At 69.3% G+C, this 18,215-nt stretch carries 19 protein-coding genes; 9 read left to right on the forward strand and 10 right to left on the reverse strand.

The genetic code is table 11. The features are described 5' to 3' along the window. Positions 1–141: 141 nt before the first annotated feature. Positions 142–810 carry a flagellar hook capping FlgD N-terminal domain-containing protein gene (locus tag ACDP63_RS22290; protein ID WP_244314483.1) on the forward strand — a complete coding sequence of 223 codons (669 nt, stop codon included), beginning with the start codon at positions 142–144 and terminating at the stop codon, positions 808–810. 976 nt (positions 811–1,786) lie between these two features. Here the strand turns inward: ACDP63_RS22290 and ACDP63_RS22295 are convergent. The 4 genes from ACDP63_RS22295 to ACDP63_RS22310 form a co-directional block, all read right to left on the reverse strand. Continuing rightward, positions 1,787–1,909 (reverse strand): hypothetical protein, encoded by a 123-nt coding sequence (locus ACDP63_RS22295; protein WP_256233631.1) that lies wholly within the window; start codon positions 1,907–1,909, stop codon positions 1,787–1,789. Positions 1,910–2,187: 278 nt separating this feature from the next. Then, complete coding sequence (locus ACDP63_RS22300) at positions 2,188–2,325, reverse strand: hypothetical protein (RefSeq protein ID WP_155984393.1); 138 nt, start codon at positions 2,323–2,325, stop codon at positions 2,188–2,190. Positions 2,326–2,430: 105 nt separating this feature from the next. After that, positions 2,431–2,646 carry a hypothetical protein gene (locus ACDP63_RS22305; RefSeq protein ID WP_024845902.1) on the reverse strand — a complete coding sequence of 72 codons (216 nt, stop codon included), beginning with the start codon at positions 2,644–2,646 and terminating at the stop codon, positions 2,431–2,433. A gap of 204 nt (positions 2,647–2,850) precedes the next feature. Then, positions 2,851–4,641 (reverse strand): PepSY-associated TM helix domain-containing protein, encoded by a 1,791-nt coding sequence (locus ACDP63_RS22310; protein WP_155987289.1) that lies wholly within the window; start codon positions 4,639–4,641, stop codon positions 2,851–2,853. A gap of 396 nt (positions 4,642–5,037) precedes the next feature. Between ACDP63_RS22310 and ACDP63_RS22315 the strand changes: the two genes are divergently transcribed. Together ACDP63_RS22315 and ACDP63_RS22320 are read left to right on the forward strand one after the other, a co-directional pair. After that, positions 5,038–6,168, forward strand: a complete 1,131-nt coding sequence (locus tag ACDP63_RS22315) for a carboxylate-amine ligase (RefSeq protein ID WP_024845900.1) — start codon at positions 5,038–5,040, stop codon at positions 6,166–6,168. 92 nt (positions 6,169–6,260) lie between these two features. Further along, entirely contained in the window at positions 6,261–6,758 is a 498-nt protein-coding gene (locus ACDP63_RS22320) for a superoxide dismutase family protein (protein ID WP_024845899.1), read from the forward strand. Between the two features lie 15 nt (positions 6,759–6,773). Here ACDP63_RS22320 and ACDP63_RS22325 read toward each other — a convergent pair whose 3' ends face one another. Beyond that, entirely contained in the window at positions 6,774–7,862 is a 1,089-nt protein-coding gene (locus ACDP63_RS22325; protein WP_024845898.1) for a sensor histidine kinase, read from the reverse strand. A 235-nt stretch (positions 7,863–8,097) separates the two neighbouring features. Here ACDP63_RS22325 and ACDP63_RS22330 point away from each other — a divergent pair, with 235 nt between their 5' ends. From ACDP63_RS22330 to ACDP63_RS22350, 5 genes are all read left to right on the forward strand, one after another. Continuing rightward, positions 8,098–8,709 (forward strand): cysteine hydrolase family protein, encoded by a 612-nt coding sequence (locus ACDP63_RS22330; protein WP_024845897.1) that lies wholly within the window; start codon positions 8,098–8,100, stop codon positions 8,707–8,709. Between the two features lie 84 nt (positions 8,710–8,793). Next, entirely contained in the window at positions 8,794–9,081 is a 288-nt protein-coding gene (locus ACDP63_RS22335) for a hypothetical protein (protein ID WP_024845896.1), read from the forward strand. Next, the gene (locus ACDP63_RS22340) at positions 9,078–9,359 is read left to right on the forward strand and encodes a hypothetical protein (RefSeq protein WP_024845895.1); all 282 of its coding nucleotides are present in this window, start codon (positions 9,078–9,080) and stop codon (positions 9,357–9,359) included. Before ACDP63_RS22335 ends, ACDP63_RS22340 begins: the two co-directional genes overlap by 4 nt. A gap of 14 nt (positions 9,360–9,373) precedes the next feature. Next, the gene (locus ACDP63_RS22345; RefSeq protein ID WP_024845894.1) at positions 9,374–9,613 is read left to right on the forward strand and encodes a hypothetical protein; all 240 of its coding nucleotides are present in this window, start codon (positions 9,374–9,376) and stop codon (positions 9,611–9,613) included. Between the two features lie 133 nt (positions 9,614–9,746). Then, positions 9,747–10,313: a Ku protein gene (locus ACDP63_RS22350; RefSeq protein ID WP_051419814.1), complete on the forward strand. Its 567-nt coding sequence runs from the start codon at positions 9,747–9,749 to the stop codon at positions 10,311–10,313. On the opposite strand, the gene ACDP63_RS22355 is transcribed toward ACDP63_RS22350, so the two are convergent. Genes ACDP63_RS22355 through ACDP63_RS22365 form a run of 3 tightly spaced genes read right to left on the reverse strand, consistent with a single transcriptional unit; the run spans position 10,282 to position 13,723 of the window. Beyond that, the gene (locus tag ACDP63_RS22355) at positions 10,282–10,992 is read right to left on the reverse strand and encodes a sulfite exporter TauE/SafE family protein (protein ID WP_024845893.1); all 711 of its coding nucleotides are present in this window, start codon (positions 10,990–10,992) and stop codon (positions 10,282–10,284) included. The two genes, ACDP63_RS22350 and ACDP63_RS22355, sit on opposite strands and share 32 nt — an antisense overlap. Next, positions 10,989–12,386, reverse strand: coding sequence for an amidohydrolase family protein (locus ACDP63_RS22360; protein ID WP_024845892.1), 1,398 nt, complete (start codon positions 12,384–12,386; stop codon positions 10,989–10,991). The genes ACDP63_RS22355 and ACDP63_RS22360 overlap by 4 nt, the downstream gene beginning before the upstream one ends. Further along, entirely contained in the window at positions 12,383–13,723 is a 1,341-nt protein-coding gene (locus tag ACDP63_RS22365) for a uracil-xanthine permease family protein (protein WP_024845891.1), read from the reverse strand. Before ACDP63_RS22365 ends, ACDP63_RS22360 begins: the two co-directional genes overlap by 4 nt. A gap of 149 nt (positions 13,724–13,872) precedes the next feature. Between ACDP63_RS22365 and ACDP63_RS22370 the strand changes: the two genes are divergently transcribed. Beyond that, a complete protein-coding gene (locus ACDP63_RS22370) occupies positions 13,873–14,883 on the forward strand; it encodes a LacI family DNA-binding transcriptional regulator (protein WP_028710842.1) in 1,011 nt (336 codons plus the stop codon). A gap of 12 nt (positions 14,884–14,895) precedes the next feature. On the opposite strand, the gene ACDP63_RS22375 is transcribed toward ACDP63_RS22370, so the two are convergent. Together ACDP63_RS22375 and ACDP63_RS22380 are read right to left on the reverse strand one after the other, a co-directional pair. Continuing rightward, a complete protein-coding gene (locus ACDP63_RS22375) occupies positions 14,896–17,208 on the reverse strand; it encodes a Tex family protein (RefSeq protein WP_114669355.1) in 2,313 nt (770 codons plus the stop codon). A 72-nt stretch (positions 17,209–17,280) separates the two neighbouring features. Next, positions 17,281–17,724, reverse strand: coding sequence for a hypothetical protein (locus ACDP63_RS22380; protein WP_231486944.1), 444 nt, complete (start codon positions 17,722–17,724; stop codon positions 17,281–17,283). Between the last annotated feature and the right edge of the window lie 491 nt (positions 17,725–18,215).

Below are 18,215 nucleotides of genomic sequence, written 5' to 3' on the forward strand. Positions count from 1 at the left end.
ACCACCGAAACCTGGCACGCGTTCCTCGACGACTTTGTCGATGACGCGGAACTCGTCGCCCGCATCAAGGCTCAGTCGCCGCGGTAACAATCGGCCGGTTACCCAAATTCCGGAATTGATATAAGAATATAGGGGAAATGGATGATGAATCTCAATTCAGCTTCAGCTGCCGAAGGAGTGAACGCAGGAAGCTACCAATCTTCCCGAAGATCGGTCGAATCCAGTACCAAGGATCAGTTTGAGATGTTCCTGAGGATGCTGACAACACAGATCAAGAACCAGGATCCGCTCAACCCCATGGAGAATACGGAATTCGCCGTTCAGCTTGCGACTTTTTCCGGGGTCGAGCAACAGGTCCAGACCAATCTGCTTCTGTCCCAGCTTCTGAGCGATACCTACGGAGGAGGGCTTGGCCAGTATTCCAACTGGATAGGCCGTGAGGTAAGAACGAATTCCCCTGTATGGTTTGACGGAGCTTCGTTGTCATTGGCGATGGACAATATCACGAATGCCGAAGGCGCCACGCTCGTCACGCTGAACGGACAGGGCCGAGAAGTGCAACGACAAATTCTGGGGGCCGTCCCAGGGGAAATGCAATGGTCTGGTCGACATGCGGATGGCACATCTCTCCCGGCCGGATTCTACAGCTTCCGTATCGAGGAGCAGAATAGCGACGGAAGCTATGTTGCGCGAGATGTCGAAGCTTATAGCCGTGTAACCGGGGTCGAATTGACAGCGAACGGCCCAGAACTTGTCCTGAAAGGTGGCGGTTCTGCGAGAATCGACCAGGTCAGTGCTTTGCGCGAATGATTCGGATTCGACCAGGCATCTTCGGTTGCGGATCGTGGCGCCATTCCAGCGGATCGGACCGCATTGCAGCGGGAGGCCAGCGCAAGGATTTTCTGCTCTCTCTGTCTTCGCAAGTGATGCGCCGCGGGGCAATATTCCATTGCCGCGGCACGGTGACGTGCGATGCAACCTGATCGCGAAATCAGCACGGAACCGAGCGAATGTCCCTTTCACCCATGATCCGGGTCGTCCGCTTGGCCATCGGCATAGCGGTGCGCCGGCCGGTGGCAGAAGTGATGCCGACCCGCACGATCCTTGCCCCGGACCCGCGACACCGGCACCGAACATGCGCCATGCCGCCGGCCCGGAAACCTGGCCTTGCAGGAAGTCTCGGGGCAGCGGGGCGGGGTTCTGGCGTATCATGCCGCAAGGGCAGACCGGCCTATTGCTCGGCGTGTTTCGGCGCAAGCCGATGGCGGGGCCAGGCGTGGGCCGCGCCGGGCATGCCGTCCCGCCGGCTCGGCCGTCCTGCCCATACCCGATGCCGGCAAGGTCCGGGCCACGGCCGAATGGATCGCGGATCCGCCGCAGCCTGCCTGCCCGCCCGGACGGCACAAGCGGTCGCGATCGGCAGGCGCACCCCCCTACATGGGGCCATGCGCTGTCCGCCAGGCCTGGGAAGCAGATCCGGAAACGCGAACGGAACAAGGGCCGTCGACGATCCTGCCGCCCATTGCGGCGCCGGGCATGTCCGATCCCCTTGTGCCCGCGCTGACTGCCGGCAGTCTCGCCCGCCTGCCACCTTTTCTGGCCCAAGCGTAGACGAGGACAAATGCCCGAGGAAGGGCCGAGGACCGCGGCCGTCCCTGCACCACATGGGATCATGCGGAAATCGGGATCATGAGGGGAAACCCCTCCTGCGCCCCGGCATGAGCCAGAGGACTGATAACGCATGAAAACAGGCGACAACAGGACCGCGCGGCAAGGCCACCGGCGGCTACGGATGCGAAAGCGCCGGCGTGACCAGCAGGATGCCGGTCGCGACCATGGCCGCGATCAGCGTCATTCGCCACCAGGCGCAAGCGCAGGTCAGCATCGTCGCGACCGCGAAAGCCGCCACGGACAGGATGCTCGGCCATGCCGAAACCGCGATTGCGGGGTTTCCCCGTCCCGCCGGGGCCGACCGGGCGGACAGACCGAGCAGCCCATGCCGGCGATTCGCAACAGCCAGGCCGGGCGGCGGCCGCCTTTTCGGCCGCGCAGTTGCTCGTGATGCCGCGGCATCGCCCCGGCCCGCGCGAGGAACCCCGGCTAGCAAAGGACAAGGGACGGCCAGACCGGCACCCTACGCTCGCCAAGCCCGGCTTTCCCGGAGGCAAGTCCGCGGCTTCGGCGCCTTCACCCGGCCGGGACGGGCCAGCCAGGCGGCATGGGCCAGGCAAGGCCGCACAGGATCGCCACCAGATCGACCGAGGCCAGCACCCGATCCCCCTGCCCCATCGCCTGCGACAGGCTGGACGGCCCGGTCGCCGCCATTCGGCAGCGGCAAGGCCAGAAGCAGCCCGGCGGCCAGGGCCAGCCGCGCGCCCCAGGCTTTCGCGGGCAGGCGCAGGAAGGGCCAGATCGCCGCCGCAAGCCGGATCAGCAAAAGGCGCGGATCTTCTGCAACGCGCGTTCCGGCACATCGGCCGGGATCAGCCGGTTGGCCCGGAAATGGCCCGCCGTGGCCAGCATGGGCCCGGCGATGGCGCCGGTGTTCAGCCGCGCGATCGGCCACAGCCCGCGCGGCTGCGTCTCGGCGCGGGAAGGCCCGGCCGCACGCTTCGACACCGCAAGCACCAGCCCGCTGCCGGCCATGACGGTCCCCGGCCAGCCCGGCCGCAAAGACCAGCCAGCGCAGCGCCGTATCGGCAAAGCGGACGCGAAGCAGCGCACGAAGCGCATGGTTCGCCCTGGTGCCGGCCGCGGCGTCCGGCCGGCCGGGCCGCTGGATCAGCACGCCGCCGAGTCCGTCGAAGCGCATCCGCCCGACCCGGTCCGAGCCCAAGCCGCTCTGCACCGTCAGCGCCGGATTACGCCGCGGGAGCAAGACGATCTCGGGCCGGGGCCGGCCGGCTTTTCGATGCCGATCCGGCCGACCGGCATGGACCGGGCCACCGCGGCCGGCGCCATCAGCGGGGTCGGCAGAACCGGTGGCGACAGCGCACGCGGCGGGAGCGCCGCCGGGGCCGGGCCGCGCGGCGCGGGACGCTCCACCACCAGGGGCGTCAGCCTCGCCGCGAACAGCACCGGCCCGGAAAAGGCGATCACGACATGATAGGGCAGCGTCAGCGCCGTGGCCATGTTGTGCATGCCCTGCCGGGATCGCTGGCCCTTGCCGGGACGGAAGGTGAAGAACGCCTTGAGGCTTTTCTTGTGGGCGATGACGCCGCTGATGATCGCGACGAACATCGCCATGGTCGCGATGCCGAGGATCCAGCGCGCCAGGTTGCGCGGCAGGCCGCAAAGCTCGAAATGAAAGCGATAGAGGAGCTCGCCCCCCGCCGTCTGGCGCGGCGAAAGCGGGGCGCCCGTGGCGGCGTCAGTCGCCATGGCCTTGCCACCGCGCCGCCACGCCTGCGCGCCGGGTTTCGCCCAGGACAGGACGGGCGCCGGGCTGCGCTGGTCGGGAACCGGCTTGCCGCCGGCGGGCGCGACCTCGGCCAGCCGGTCCAGGGCACGCCCGACCGGATCCGCGCCCACGGCCGGGCCAAGCCGTTCTGGGCACATCCAACAGCGCATCTCGACGCGGAAACAGGCGATGGTCCCGGTCAGGAAGATCGCAAGAGCAGCCAGCCCAGCAGCAGCCCGGTCCAGGCATGGCGTGTCGAACAGCACCGCACCGCTTTCGCCCTCCGGCGCGATCACGATGTCGCTGCCCTGCGAAGCCATGACAACCCGCCCGGTCGCCGGATCGAAATCAACGCCCGAGGACGCTTTGGCGCCCGGCAGCGCCAGGATCTTCGCCGCGCCCGAGCCCAGATGGATGCGCCCCAGTTCCGGCCTGCGCAGCGGAAGGGTGTAAAGCCGGTCGGCCTTTTCATCCGGCGCCAGGCTCATGGTGCCGGGCTGGCCGCCGCGCGCCACGGATTGCAACTCGAACCCGTCCAGCTTTTCCGGGGCCTTGATGCCGCAAGCCTCGATCCGGCCGCGATGGGCGCTGACATGGGCGCGACCGCGCGCGGCGTCGATCACCACGTCGCGCGGCTTCTCGACCGAGCCGACCTCGAATGGCCGCACCAGCGGCAGGGCGTCCCGGGCAAAGACCGCGACCGCGTTCTGGCGGGTATTCGCGGCCCAGACGGTACCCTTCGCATCGCCCGCGGCAATGCCGAAATCACCGGGGCTGACCTCGGCCAGATCCTCCAGCCTCTCGGCGTCCAGTTGGTGATGCCGGACCCGCCCCCGAACGGCCGGCCCAGGGCCGAGGCGACGAAAACCTTGCCGTTCCGCGCGCTCTGGGCGACCTGGCAGACCGGGCGCCACCTTGGTCGAGCGGCTCGCCCCCGCCGGCGGCACCCGGGGCGAGACCTTCAGCTCGGCCACGCCGGCCACCGCATCCGGGGGCGGGTCGAAGGCAAGGCCGAAGCCGCCCTCGGCATCGGCCTGCATGCCCTGCGGCGACACCAGCACCTGGCCGCGCTGCAGGCTGACCTGCCGCTGCGGGGCAAAGCCCGAGACGCTGACCTCGGCCTGCCCCATGCGGAGAGGCGCTGCCCCAAGACCCCCCGCCGCAATGCCGGCGCTGGCGATGATGCCGAACACCGGGGGCGGAGACGAAAACGGTTGCCCGTGGCTTGCTCGGCGCCTCATGTCCCGCGCCGTGCCCTGCAGCGTGCTCGCAAACCCAGCGCGGCAGCGAAAGCCCCTGGGCGGGAGACCCGATCCTGCGGCGCTTGTGCCGGGAAAAGCCCGGGCCGGGCGTCTGGGACATCGCGCGGCCCTGCGGCTGTCAGCCTGACGTTCCGGGAAGACCACAGGCAAGGGATACCGGCACGACCAGGGGCGAAAACCGGGAAAGCCGGCATCCCGGGCGCGGCGGCCGGCCCGGGGCCGCGCCCGAGGGCCAGGGGTAGCGCCTCTGCCCAGCCGAGAGGCGGGCGGCGCTGCTGCCAAGCATCCTTCGCGCCGCCGGCATCGGCATCGGGAACAAGCGCCGCCCGCTCGGGGTTCGGCAGGGAAGGCGGCATTCGACGAAAGGGGCTGGACATGGCCGACGAGCCCGAATTCTCGCTGGGCGTCGAAGAAGAATACCTGCTGGTCGATCCCGAGACCGGCGACGTGCGCGAGGCGCCCGATGCGCTGATGGCCGCCTGCAAGGCCGAGCTGGCCGACCAGGTCGGCCCCGAGTTCCTGCGCTGCCAGATCGAGATCGGCACCCCCGTCGCCGCCAATGTGCGCGCGGCGCGCGATGATCTGGCCCGGCTGCGCGGCAGCATCGCACGCCATGCCGCCGAGTTCGGCTTGGCGCCGATTTCCGTCGCCTGCCATCCGGTCGCGGACTGGCGCAGCCAGGACCATACCGACAAGGACCGCTACAACCAGATCTCGCAGGAAATGGGCGGGGTATCCCGGCGCATGCTGATCTGCGGTATGCATGTCCATGTCGGCATCCCCGACCAGGACATGCGCATCGACCTGATGAACCAGTTCTCGTGGTTCCTGCCGCATCTGCTGGCACTTTCGGCCTCAAGCCCGTTCTGGCTGGGCGAGGAGACCCTGCTCGCCTCGTATCGCACCACGGTCTTTGCCGGCTATCCCCGCACCGGCCTGCCGCCGCGGCTGGGCAGCTGGGCGGAATACGAACGCTCGGTCGCGGCGCTGACCGAGACCGGGATCATCGGCGATGCCAGCAAGATCTGGTGGGATCTGCGCCCCTCGGCGCGCTTTCCCACGCTGGAGACGCGGATCTGCGACGCCTGCCCGCGGCTTGGCGACACCATCACCCTGGTCGCGCTGGTGCAGGCGACGCTGCGGATGCTGTGGCGGCTGTCGCGGCAGAACCTGCGCTGGCGGCAATACGACAACTTCCTGCTGGGCGAGAACCGCTGGCGGGCGACGCGCTACGGGCTGACCGAGGGGCTGATCGATTTCGGCACCCGCCGCATCATCCCCTTCGACGAGATCGCCGAAGCCTGGCTGGCCGCCATCGCCGAGGATGCCGATGCGCTGGACAGCCAGCCCGCGGTGGCCGGGCTGCGCGACATGATCGCCCGCGGCAGCGCGGCCGAACAGCAGCGCGCGCTCTACGCCGCGGCCATCGCTGCCGGGGCCACGCCGCAGGAAGCCTTTCGCGGCATCGTCGCCTGGCTGGTCGAAGAGTTCCGCCGTGGCCTGTGAGTCGCTTGGCGGCGGATTTCCCCGGCGCGCGGGAACAAAGCCCGCCAGCCGGGGGTTCCCCCGCCGAGTTGCAGCATCGGAAGGAAACAGCAATGCCCAAACATCTTCTGGCCCTCGGCCTCGCCCTGCTGCCGCTTTCGGCCCATGCCCAAGATGCCAAGGCGGTGTTCCTCGACACCCGGGGGCAAGAGGCGGGAACCGCGGCCCTGACCGCGACGCCCACAGGCGTACTGATCGAAGTCGAGGCGACCGGGCTGCCGGCCGGCCAATGGGTCGCCTTCCACATCCACGAAACCGGCAGCTGCGACCATGCCACCGGGCACGAATCGGCGGGCGGCCATTTCAACCCCACGCAGGCCCCGCATGGCGTGCTGGCCGAGGGCGGCCCCCATGCCGGCGACATGCCCAATATCTGGGTCGATGCCGAAGGGACGGCGCGGGCGCAGGTCTTCAACCCGCTGGTGACGCTGGCCGAGGGCGAGAATGCGATCAAGGGCCGGGCGCTGATGATCCATGCCGGCCCCGACGACTACCAGACCCAGCCCACCGGCGGCGCCGGCGACCGGCTGGCCTGCGCGGTGATCGAATAGGCCAGCGGGCCGGGATCAGGCCTGCGCGCCCTGACCCGCGCCCAGATGGCTCATGCGGCTGTGCAATTCGCAGCGCAGGCCCTCGGGATCAAGGCGGATCACGCTTTCGCCCATGAAGTCCTGGGCCAGCGCCTCCTCGATGATAAGCGAGCCGAAGCCCTTGCCGGCATGGGAGGCGACGGGCGGGCCGCCCGATTCCGCCCAGAGCAGCCGGAACGGGTCGTCGCTGCCCGGCCGCCCGCCGGTCCAGCCCAGGTCCACCGCGCCCTGGGGGACCGACAGCGCGCCGTATTTCAGCGCATTGGTCGCCAGTTCGTTGATGGCCAGCGCCAGCGTCAGCGCCTGCCTGGCCGACAGCCGCACCGGCGGGCCGGCGATGCGGAACCGCCGCCGCCCGGTGCGGAACGGCGCCAACGCCTGCTGGACGACCTGCCCGATCTCGGCATCCAGCGCGCTGGAATCGGTCAGCAGCGTCTGCGCCTGGGCCAGGGCGCCGATGCGCTGGCGCAGGATCTCGCGCGCCTCGGGGCCGTCATGGCTCAGCAGCGTCTGGTTGACGATGGCCGAGACCACGGTCAGCGTGTTCTTGATCCGGTGGCCCAGCTCGCCGTTCACCAACCGCAACTGGCGGGCGGCCTCGACCTTGCCGGTGGTCTCGATCACCGTGTCGATCATGCCGCGCACCACGCCGTTCTCGTCGCGGATCGGGCTGTAGCAGAAGGTGAAATGGCATTGCTCGGGGTAGCCGTAGCGGTCGATGACCAGCGGGAAATCCTCGATGAAGGTGGCCTCGCCGGCATAGGCGCGTTCGGCGATGGGGCCGATCTCGGCCCAGGCCTCGCGCCAGACCTCGGCGAAGGAGCGGCCCAGCACATTGCCCTTGTCGCCCAGGATCGGACGAAAGGCGTCGTTGTGCAGGGTGATCAGCCCCGGCCCCCAGACGATGCATTTCGGGAATTTCGAGTTCAGCGCCATCCCCAGCGCGATCTTCAGCGCCGAGGGCCAGCCGTCGGGCGGACCCAGCGGATTGGCGGACCAGTCATGGTCGCGGATGGCCCTGCCCATCTCGCCGCCGCCATCCAGAAAATGCACCGATCCGCCCATCTCCGCCGTCCCCCTGCCGCCCGCTCCCGCCCGACGCAAAACAGCGCAACGCGGGATGTTGCCCGGCGGTTTCCCAACGCGGCGCGCGGCGGCGGGGAAAATGACCGGCGCCGGATCGTACCGTCTGGCTGCGGGAATACCGCCGGAAAAACCTGCGCCGCGCCGGCCTTGCCGCGGAACGATTCCGCCGCTGCCCGGTTCGGGATGACAAGCCCATCATTCGCGACCAGGTGCCATGACGGAAACCCTTCGCTTCGGCCGCCTTCCGGCGGCGACGGCCCATCTTTGCATCGACATGCAACGGCTGTTCGGGCCGGGCTCGCCCTGGGCGGTGCCCTGGATCGAGCGGATCCGGCCCGCAGTGGCGACGCTGGTCGCGGCGCGGCCGCAGCGCACGGTCTTCACCCGCTTCATCCCGCCCGCCCGGCTCGGGGCGGCATCCGGCGCCTGGGCGCGCTATTACGCCCAATGGCCCGAAATGCTGCGCGAACGGCTGGACGACCGCTGGCTTGAACTGTTGCCGGAGCTGGCGCGGCACGCGCCCCCCGCCAAGGTGATCGACAAGCCGGTCTATTCCCCCTGGCATGACGGGCGGCTGCACGGCTGGTTGCGGGGGGCGGGGGTCACGACGCTGGTGGTGACGGGCGGCGAGACCGATGTCTGCGTGTTGGGCACGGTGATGGGGGCGGTCGACCTGGGCTATCGGGTGGTTCTGGTCGCTGATGCGGTCTGTTCCTCGACCGACCGGGGCCATGACGCGGCGATGACGCTTTACCGCGAACGGTTCTCGCAGCAGATCGAGACGGCGCCGCTCCAGGAGATCCTGGAAGCCTGGGGGAACGATTAGGCGGGAACAAGGGCGGTCCGGGGGGTGTTTTCCTGATGCCTGGGGGGCGAGGGGCCCATCCGATAGCTGCACAGGAGCCTTGCAATGTCTGCACCACGCACCGATCTGGAAAAACAGAGGCGCCGCCACCTTGTCCCGATCCTCGGCATCCTCGCGGCCGTGCTGATCGTGCTGGCGGGATTCGTCTGGTGGTTCAACGACGAAACCAGCGATCCCGAAATCCCCGGCCAGGTGCCGGGGCCGGTAGACGAGATCGCCGAGCCCCCCGCGGCCGGCATGGAAACCGGCGTGGAAACCGCACCCGCCACCCTGCCCGGCCCCGAAACCGCGCCCGCAGCCGGAACCGGCCAGCCGACGCAGCCCATGCCATGACCGGGGGCGCGATCCAGAACCGCATCGCCGGGCCGGCGTACGAGTTCGATATCGGGGTGAATGCCATGGCCCCCGGCCCGGTCGGGACGCCCTTGATCCCGGCCGGCACGTCGGCCGAGGCAATGGCTGCGTTCGGCGCCGCCTGCGCCATGAAGCGGCCCGCCCCACCGGCCGAAGCGGCCGAAGCAGCCGAGGCCGATGTCATGCCGGCCAAGCCGAGGCCGAGCCATGTCTCGGCCGCCACCATCGCCGTCACCGACTGCAAACCGACGATCTGAGAAGGAAGCCGACCATGAACAACCGCCATCTTGCGTTCCTTTGCGGCCTTGCCGCCGGTTTCGCGCTCAAGGGCGCCTGCGATGCGCTGGCCCGCCCCGCCGCCGCAGGGCCCGGCCGCAGCCACCGCCCGCGCCGGGAGGAGATCCGCCCCGCCGGCCGGCGGCTGATGAAAAACCCGCCGCGCAGCTGGGACATCGTGGACGAGCAAGGCGACGAATCCTTCCCGGCCAGCGATCCGCCGGGAAACTATTGAACGAGCGTGGGCCGAGACCCGCGACGCGCGCCGGACTCCCCGGTCGCCAGAACCGCCGCGGGCCGGGAACGTGGGGCCGTCATCGTCTTTGACCAGGAAGGCAGGCCAAGGCACCGCGGGCGATCTGGAAGGGATGCCGAAGATCGCCGAGCTCAGCTGCCCGGTCGCACTTCACGCCGCGGCCTCGACCGTGGAGCGAATCGCCGGTCACATGCCGCACCGGGCGGCCGGGAACAGGGTGCGCCGGAAGTTCATCGGCAGCGACACCGGCAAGCCGGTGGAGAAGGACGACCAGGTCAAGGGCTATAAGCTCGGCGAGGGCGATTCCCTCGCCCTTGTTCCCGACGAGATCGCCGTGGCCGTGCAGGAAAGCGATCAGACCCTGGCCGTCGCGGGTTTCGGCGCCTGCAAGGACATCGACGACGCCTGTTCCGACCACCGCTATTGCCTGACGCCGGCGGACCGCACGGCCGAAAAGGCCTTTGCCCTGATCCGCGAGGGCATGCGCCGCAAGCGGGCGGCGGCGCTGTTCCGGCGGGTGCGCACGGCGCCCAGGCGCGAGAAAGCCCTGGACCTGATGGCGGCGCGGCGCGAAGGCGCGGGACGGGCGGCGAAAAAGCCCGCGTCCCGCAGGAAGGCGGCGCAAGCCCGGCCAAGCCCCGCGCCCCCTATCCCTTCAGGACCAGCGCCGCGCCGCTGACGATGGAAAAGACCAGAACCGCCAGCCGCAGCGCCGGCCCGTTGACATGGGCGTGGACGTGCCGCGACAGCAGGCTGCCGATCAGCACCGCCGGGACCAGCGCCAGCGCCGCCAGGATCTGCTGCCCGCCGATCCGCCCCGCGGCCAGCAGGATCACCAGAGAGATCGCCTCTCCGACCAGAAAGCAGGTCGCCACGGTCGAGCGCAGCACCGGGCCGGGAGCATGCTGGTAAAGCAGCGCCAGCGGCGGGCCGCCGATGCCGGTCGCGGTTTCCGTCACGCCGGTGAACAGCCCCACCCCCAGCGAGGCCGAACGGCTGGGGGCGAAGGGCGGCGCCAGCAGGGCCGCCACGGCAGCCAGGACGGTCAGCAGGCCGACGGCGATTTCGAGCTGGCGCACCGACAGCGCGACCAGCACCGCCATGCCAAGGAATGTCCCGAAGAAGCGGCCAAAGGTGATCCACCCCGTCCCCTGCCGGTCGATCATCCGCCGCTCGCGCCATGCGACCAGGAAGTTCAGCGGCAGCATCAGGATCAGCAGGGTGACGGGCAGATAGCTGGCATCGATAAAGCCGAAGACCGGCGCCATGATCAGGGCAAAGCCGATGCCCACCGCCCCCTGCACGAATGCGGAGGCGGCGACCAGCAACGACAGGCCGAGAAATACGGTCAGGGTCACGCCAGCCTCATGTCGATCAGGCTGTCGGCGGTCGGATGGATGCGCTGGATCGGCGCGGCGGCGATGGCCGGCGCGGCCAGATCGCGGATCTCCTCCATCAGCGCGCGCGCGTCCCAGTCCACCGGCCAGCCCTGCACCATCCTCAGCCGGCCGTTGGTAAAGACCGCGTCGATCTGGTCGCGGTTGCCATAGCGCACCAGTTCCCAGCTCAGGTCGTGCGAGGGGGTGAATTCCGGCCGGTCCAGGTCGACCAGCAGGAAATCGGCCGCCAGCCCCTTGGCGATGCGGCCGGTCACGCCGGCCAGCCCGCCGGCATCGGCGGCCATCCGCGTCGCCGCATCCAGCCACAGCCAGCCGCCGCCGCAGGAACTGTCGCCCGAGGCCAGCCCATAGGCCACGCGCTGCATGCTTTCGGCCGCGTCCATCAGCCGGAACCCGTCGGCCCGCGTGCCGTCGGTGCCCAGCCCGAAGCGGATGCCAAGCGCCTGCATCTGCAGGGCCGGCGCGACCGCGTTCCCCTTCCAGACCGAGGCGACGGGGTTGTAGGCGACGGCGGTGCCGGTGTCGCGCAGCAGGTTCAGTTCCGACGGCGTGACCAGCGTCGAATGCGCGATCAGGGTCTGCGGCCCCAGAGCGCCGACATGGGCCAGATGCTCCAGCGGCCGGCGGCCATGCGCGACCAGCGATCGCTCGACCGCCACCAGATGCTCGTTCACATGGGTCTGGAAGGTGACGCCCGCCTCGGCCGCCATGGCCGAGACCTCGCGCAGCATCCCGTCGCTGGCCGCCTCGGGAATCGAGATGGCCAGCGAGGCATGGATCAGCGGATCGCCCTGGCAAGCGGCCAGGTGTGCCCCGGCCCGGCGCAGGATCTCGGGGCGGTCGGGCACCACGGCCGCGCCGCCCAGGTCGTTGCAGATCTGCGCCACCACCAGCCGCAGCCCCACCTCGCGCGAGGCCAGCGCGAGCTTGCCGATATGGCCGGCCGAGCGCGTGCCGGCGTCGATCGCCGTGGTAAAGCCGCCCCGCAGGCATTCCAGCGCCGCCAGCTTCGAGGACAGGTAGACCATGTGCTCGTCCAGGCTGCCCTCCAGCGGCACCCAGATGCGGCGGAAGATCTCGGAGGGCTCGCCGAAGACCAGCGACTTGCCCAGCGATTGCGTCAGGTGGGTGTGGGTGTCGATAAAGCCCGGCATCAACAGGTGATCGGGCAGTTCGACCAGCCGCGCCTGGGGGTGGCGGGCGCGCAGCGCCGCGGCATCGCCGACATCGGCAAAGCGGCCGGCGCGCAGCAGCACGGCCATGTCGCGCTGCGGCCCTCCGTCAAGAAGCAGGCGCCCCGGCGCGACGATCGTCTCGTCGGTTCGGGCAAAGATCTGGTGCAGGTCGGTCATCGGGCTTGCTCCGCGGTATCGACGGGTTTGGGGGCGCTGAACTGGAAGAAGGCGTTGACCACGGCTGCGGTGATCGTGCCCATGGCCAGCCCGTTGCCCAGGATCATCTGCGACCATTGCGGGAACTGGCTGTAGACGCCGGGCACCAGGATCGGCATCAGCCCCATGGCCAGGCCCGAGGCCAGCGTGAACATCGCGCCATGCTCGCGCAGGTCGACGCGGCTGAGCACATGGATGCCGATCACGCCGATGATGGCAAAGACGATGACGGCCGTGCCGCCGACGACCGGGCCGGGCAGGACGCTGGCCAGCCGCGACACCGGCGCCAGCAGCGCGATCAGCACCAAGATCACCCCCGCCATGGCGGTGACATGGCGCGAGCGCACCCCGGTCGCGCGGACGATGCCGATGTTCTCGCCCGAGGTGATGATCAGCGAGGTGCCGAACAGCCCGCCCAGGATCGAGGCCGCCGCATCGCCGCGGATGGTGCGCGGCACGATGGCATGGGCATCGCCCTTGCGGTCCACGATCTCGGCCGTGGCGATGGTCTGGCCGGTCGCCTCGGCCATCGAGATGATCGAGAAGATGATCAGCGGCAGCGAGGCGATGAGGTCGAATTTCGGCATCCCGAACGGGAACAGCTGCGGCACCGCGACCAGCGGCCCCTGCATCACGCCCGACAGGTCGAGCCGGCCCAGCGCCGCCGCCAGCAGCGTCCCCGCGATCAGCCCCAGCATCACCGAGATGCGCTGCAGCGTGCCGGTGAACACGCGCGAGAAGATCACCGTCAGCGCGATGGTCGCCAGCGCCAAGCCGACGTTGACCGGATCGGCAAAGCCGTCGCTGCCGGGCTTGCCGGTGATGGTGCCGCCATAGATCTTGACCAGGTTGACCGCCACCAGCAGCAGCATGGTGCCCACCACGATGGGCGGGAAAAAGCGCAGCAGCCGGCGAAAGACCGGCAGCGCCAGGAAATAGAATACCCCGGTCATCAGCACCGCGCCCACCGCCGTCTGCACGTCGGTCTGGCTGGCGATGGCCAGGAAGATCGCGATGGGCGCGCCGCCCGGAACCATGATGAAGGGCAGCCGGGCACCGAAACCTGCCGGCCCGTAGCTTTGCAGGATCGAGCCCAGGCCGCAGACCAGGAAGGTGGCGCTGATGATCGACACGGTCAGCGCCGTGTCAAAGCCCAGCGTCTGCGCGACCAGGAACACCGCCGTAATCGGCGATGCGGCCATCACCAGCACATGCTGGAAACCGTAAAGGATCAGATCCCGGAGCGGCAGAACCCGATCCACCGGATCGGGCGGCGTAAGCGTTCTCGTATTGGCCATCGTGGCGTTTCCCTGTTGTTGAAGCGGTGTTCACATTTATGCAAATCGTTTTGCTTACTTCTCGGAATAGCATGAGATGCGATTCGTGCAAATCGTTTTGTTGCCTCTGGCACGGCAATGCTGCTAGCCTTGCGGCGATGAACGGACGGATGAGGGACGCGTTGCGCAAACCCACCATATCGGATCTGGCCAGGGCCGCGGGGGTCTCGGTCACCACCGTGTCCCATGCGTTCAGCGGCCGCCGCCACGTCGACCCCGAAACCCGCAAGCGCATCCACGCCATCGCCGAGGAAATGGGCTATCACCCCAGCCGCATGGCGCAGGCGCTGCGCAGCGGCCGCAGCGGCACCATCGCGCTGGCCTCCTCGATGCCCTTCGCCATTGCCGCCGGGCCGTCGCGGCTGGGCTTCCTGATGGAGATCGCCGCCTCGGCCGCGATGTCGGCATTGACGCGCCAGCTGGCGCTGTGCCTGATCCCGCCGCATCCTTCGGTCCGCAGCCACGGCTCGGTCGCTTTCGACGGGGTGATTCTGGTCGAGCCCATGCGCGACGACCCGCTGGTCGCCCTGTTCGAGCAGCGCAAGACCCCCATCGTTTCCATCGGCACCGTGCCGGGCCGGCCCGACATCCCCGCCGTGAACATCCGCTCGCGGGAAACCGCACTGCTGCTGCTGGAGCATCTGGCACAGCAGGGCTGCCGCCATGTCGCGGCGCTGATCGGCTCGACCCCGCGGACCAGCCAGATCGAGGCCGAGCAGGCCTATCGCGCCTTTGCCGCCCGGCGCGGCCAGCAGGCCACCCTGGTCGTCCTGGACGAAGATGAGGGCGAAGAGATCGCCTATCGCGAGACCCTGCGCCTGCTTGCCGCGGATCCCTCGATCGACGGGATCTTCGCCGCCATCGACGCCTTTGCCAGCGGCGCGGTGCGGGCGGCGCATGAGCTGGGGCTGGCGATGCCGCGGCAATTGCGCATCGCCACCCGCTATGACGGGCTGCGGGCGAAGCTGTCCGATCCGCCGCTGACCGCCCTGGACCTGCATCTTCCGGCGATCGCCGAACAGGCGGTCCACCTGCTGCTGGACCGGATCGAGGGAACCGCCCGCACGGTCGAAGCGGAGCTGCCCGCTCTGATCCCCCGGCGATCCTCGGTCGCGCCCTAGGCGACCGGCGCCCTAGCCCTTGCGCAGTGCGTTCAGCAGCGCCGCGCCCAGGGCGCCCGGCTGCTCCTTGCCGGCGGGCGCGGCGGATTTCGGGCCGCGCGCCGGCTGGGCCTTGGGGCCGCGTTCCTTCTGCGCATCGCGGGCTGCGGCGCCACCGTCCTTGCGCATGGTCAGGCCGATGCGCTTGCGGGCCACGTCCACCTCGGTCACGCGCACCTTGACCACGTCGCCGACCTTGACCACCTCGTTCGGATCCTTGACGAAACGGTCGGCCAGCTGGCTGATATGCACCAGCCCGTCCTGATGCACGCCGATATCGACGAAGGCGCCGAAGGCCGCGACATTCGTCACCGTGCCCTCCAGCACCATGCCGGGGCGCAGATCCTTGATATCCTCGACCCCCTCGGCAAAGCTGGCGGTAACGAAGCTGGGGCGCGGGTCGCGGCCGGGCTTTTCCAGTTCGGACAGGATGTCGCGCACCGTCGGCAGGCCGAAATGCTCATCCACGAACTGTTCGGCGCGCAGACCCTTCAACGCCGCACCATCGCCCATGATCTGCCGGATGTCGCGGCCGCAGGCGGCGACGATCTTGCGCGCGACGCCGTACGCTTCGGGATGGACGGCCGAGGCGTCCAGCGGCTCGTCGCCGTCGCGGATGCGCAGGAAGCCCGCGCATTGCTCGAAGGCGCGCGGGCCAAGCCCCGTCACCTTCTTCAAGGCCGCGCGCGAGCGGAAGGCGCCCGCGGCATCGCGATGCGCGACGATGTTCTGCGCCAGCGACGGTCCCAGCCCGGCGACATGCGCCAAGAGCGGCGCCGAGGCGGTGTTCAGGTCCACCCCCACCGCGTTCACCGCATCCTCGACCACCGCCTCCAGCGTCTTTGCCAGCTGCCGCTGGTCCACGTCATGCTGATACTGGCCGACGCCGATGGATTCGGGCGGCACCTTGACCAGCTCGGCCAGCGGATCCTGCAGGCGCCGGGCGATGGAGACCGCGCCGCGCAGCGACACGTCGAGGCCGGGGAACTCCCTGGCCGCCAGTTCCGAGGCGGAATAGACCGAGGCGCCGGCCTCGGAGACGATCACCTTCACCGGCGGCTTCACCCCCTGCGGCAGGCGCTTGAGCACCTCGGCCACGAAACGCTCGGTCTCGCGGCTGGCAGTGCCGTTGCCGATGGCGATCAGCTCGATCCTGTGGCGGGTGATGGCGGCGGCCAGCGCGGCTTCCGCCCCGCGCAGGTCGGATTTCGGCGGAAAGGGATAGAGCGTCGCCGTCTCGACCAGCTTGCCGGTGCCGTCCACCGCCGCCAGCTTGACCCCGGTGCGGATGCCGGGGTCCAGCCCGATGGTCGGGCGCGGCCCGGCGGGCGAGGCCAGCAGCAGGTCGCGCAGGTTGCGGGCAAAGACCCGGATCGCCTCGGCATGGGCGCGCGAGCGCAACTCGGTCAGCAGGTCGATATACATCGTGTTCGACAGCCGCACCCGCCAGCACCAGCCGGCCACCTTGCGCAGCCAGCGGTCGCCGGGACCGTCGCCCAGCCGGCCCAGCGCCGCGGCGACGATGCCCTCGGCCCGCGCCGCGCCGGTTTCCGGCTCGGGGGCGATCTCGATGGCCAGCACCTCTTCCTTGGCGCCGCGTAGGATCGCCAGCGCCCGATGCGCCGGGATCGCCGCCCATTTCTCGGACTGGTCGAAATAATCGCTGAACTTGGCACCGACCTGTTCCTGGCCCGGCACCACCTTGGCCGAGATGATCGCCTCGGCCTGCATGAACTCGCGCAGCCGGCCCAGCAGCGCCGCATTCTCGGACAGTTCCTCGACCAGGATGTCGCGCGCGCCGTCCAGCGCCGATTTCGCGTCCGGCACCGCCTCGGTCAGGTAGCCCGCCGCCAGCGCCTCGGGCTCGGCGGCGCGGTTGTCCTGGATGGCGCGCAACAGCGGCTCCAGCCCGTTTTCGCGCGCGATCATCGCCTTGGTGCGCCGCTTGGGCTTGAAGGGCAGGTAGATGTCTTCCAGCGTGGCCTTGGTCTCGGCCCCGGCGATGGCGCGGGCCAGATCCTCGGTCAGCTTGCCCTGCCCCTTGATGGAGTCAAGGATCGCCGCCCGCCGCGCCTCGAGTTCACGCAGATAGGCCAGCCGCTCGGACAGCGTGCGCAGCTGGGTGTCGTCCAGCCCGCCCGTCACCTCCTTGCGATAGCGCGCGACGAAGGGAACCGTGGCGCCCCCGTCCAAGAGGGCCGTCGCCGCCGCCACCTGGTCGGGGCGGGCAGCGATCTCGGCGGCGATGGTGCGGGCAATGCGGTCGGTCGCGTCCACGGGCGGCATCCTCTGCTGACTGGAACGCCGTCTTAGACAAAACCGGCCGCCGATCCAAGCGTTCCGGCAGCGCCGACCGGCTCAGGACAGCCGCATCGCCGCGCGCATCCGCTTTTCGAACTGCGGGTCAAGGCGCGGCAGGCGCATGTCACCCTTGGTCGTCTCCATCGCGCACCACAGGTTCGCGATCGCGGTCCAGTTCAGGCCAAGCGGCGCGTCACCGGTTTCGACCAGTTGCAGCCGCCCACCCAACCGGCGGAAGGCCATGCCCCTCAGCAGGGCGTTGGCGTGCAGCAGCACCTCGTCGGCCAGCTCGTCGTCGAACTGCGCCTCGGCCATGGCAACGAAACCCGAGGGATCGCCTTCGATGGAAAGGGTCTGCGCCTCGATCAGGTAGCTTTCGCAGATCGAGAAGCCCTGCTCGCACCAATCCGCCACCGAGCCCGAAAAGCTTCGGCTGCCGACCCCGATGCCCGGATCCTGAAGAAAGCTCAGGCAACCGTTGTCGCCCAGGGGATAATGCATGCCCGCGGCATGCGTGGCCTTGCCATTCACCAACATCACTCACCAACCAACAATAGAGATCACGCAATGACTTACAATTAAAACGATCTGTTCGGTTTAGGCCAGTTGCCCTTTAAGATAGGTTAACGGACCGTTAACAAGGTAGTGTTAGTGGTTTGTTTTCAATGTATTTTGCTGGCATGGCCTGCGGGTGGTGCGAACATCTCCAAGTTGCGATGAATTCGCGGCCCCCTGTCCGGACCATCAGCGCCCCGCCGGGCAGGGCCTGGGCAGCACCCGGCCGCGGGCGCATGCAGAAAGCGCAAAGGCATGGCGACATGGGGCCTGGCGGCTCCTTTCGTCCTTTGGCATCGACTCGGGCGCATGCCAGCGGGCCGACAGGCAGCACCGGGCCGCTGCTGCCCGGCAAGGCCGGTGCTCGGGGCCGCAGCGGTGCCGACGACCGGCCGTTCACGGACGCGATCCTCTGGCTGGCACGGGGCGCTTCGCCC

The sequence above is a fragment of the Paracoccus sp. P2 genome, from assembly GCF_046335115.1.
Taxonomy (GTDB): Bacteria; Pseudomonadota; Alphaproteobacteria; order Rhodobacterales; family Rhodobacteraceae; genus Paracoccus; species Paracoccus pantotrophus.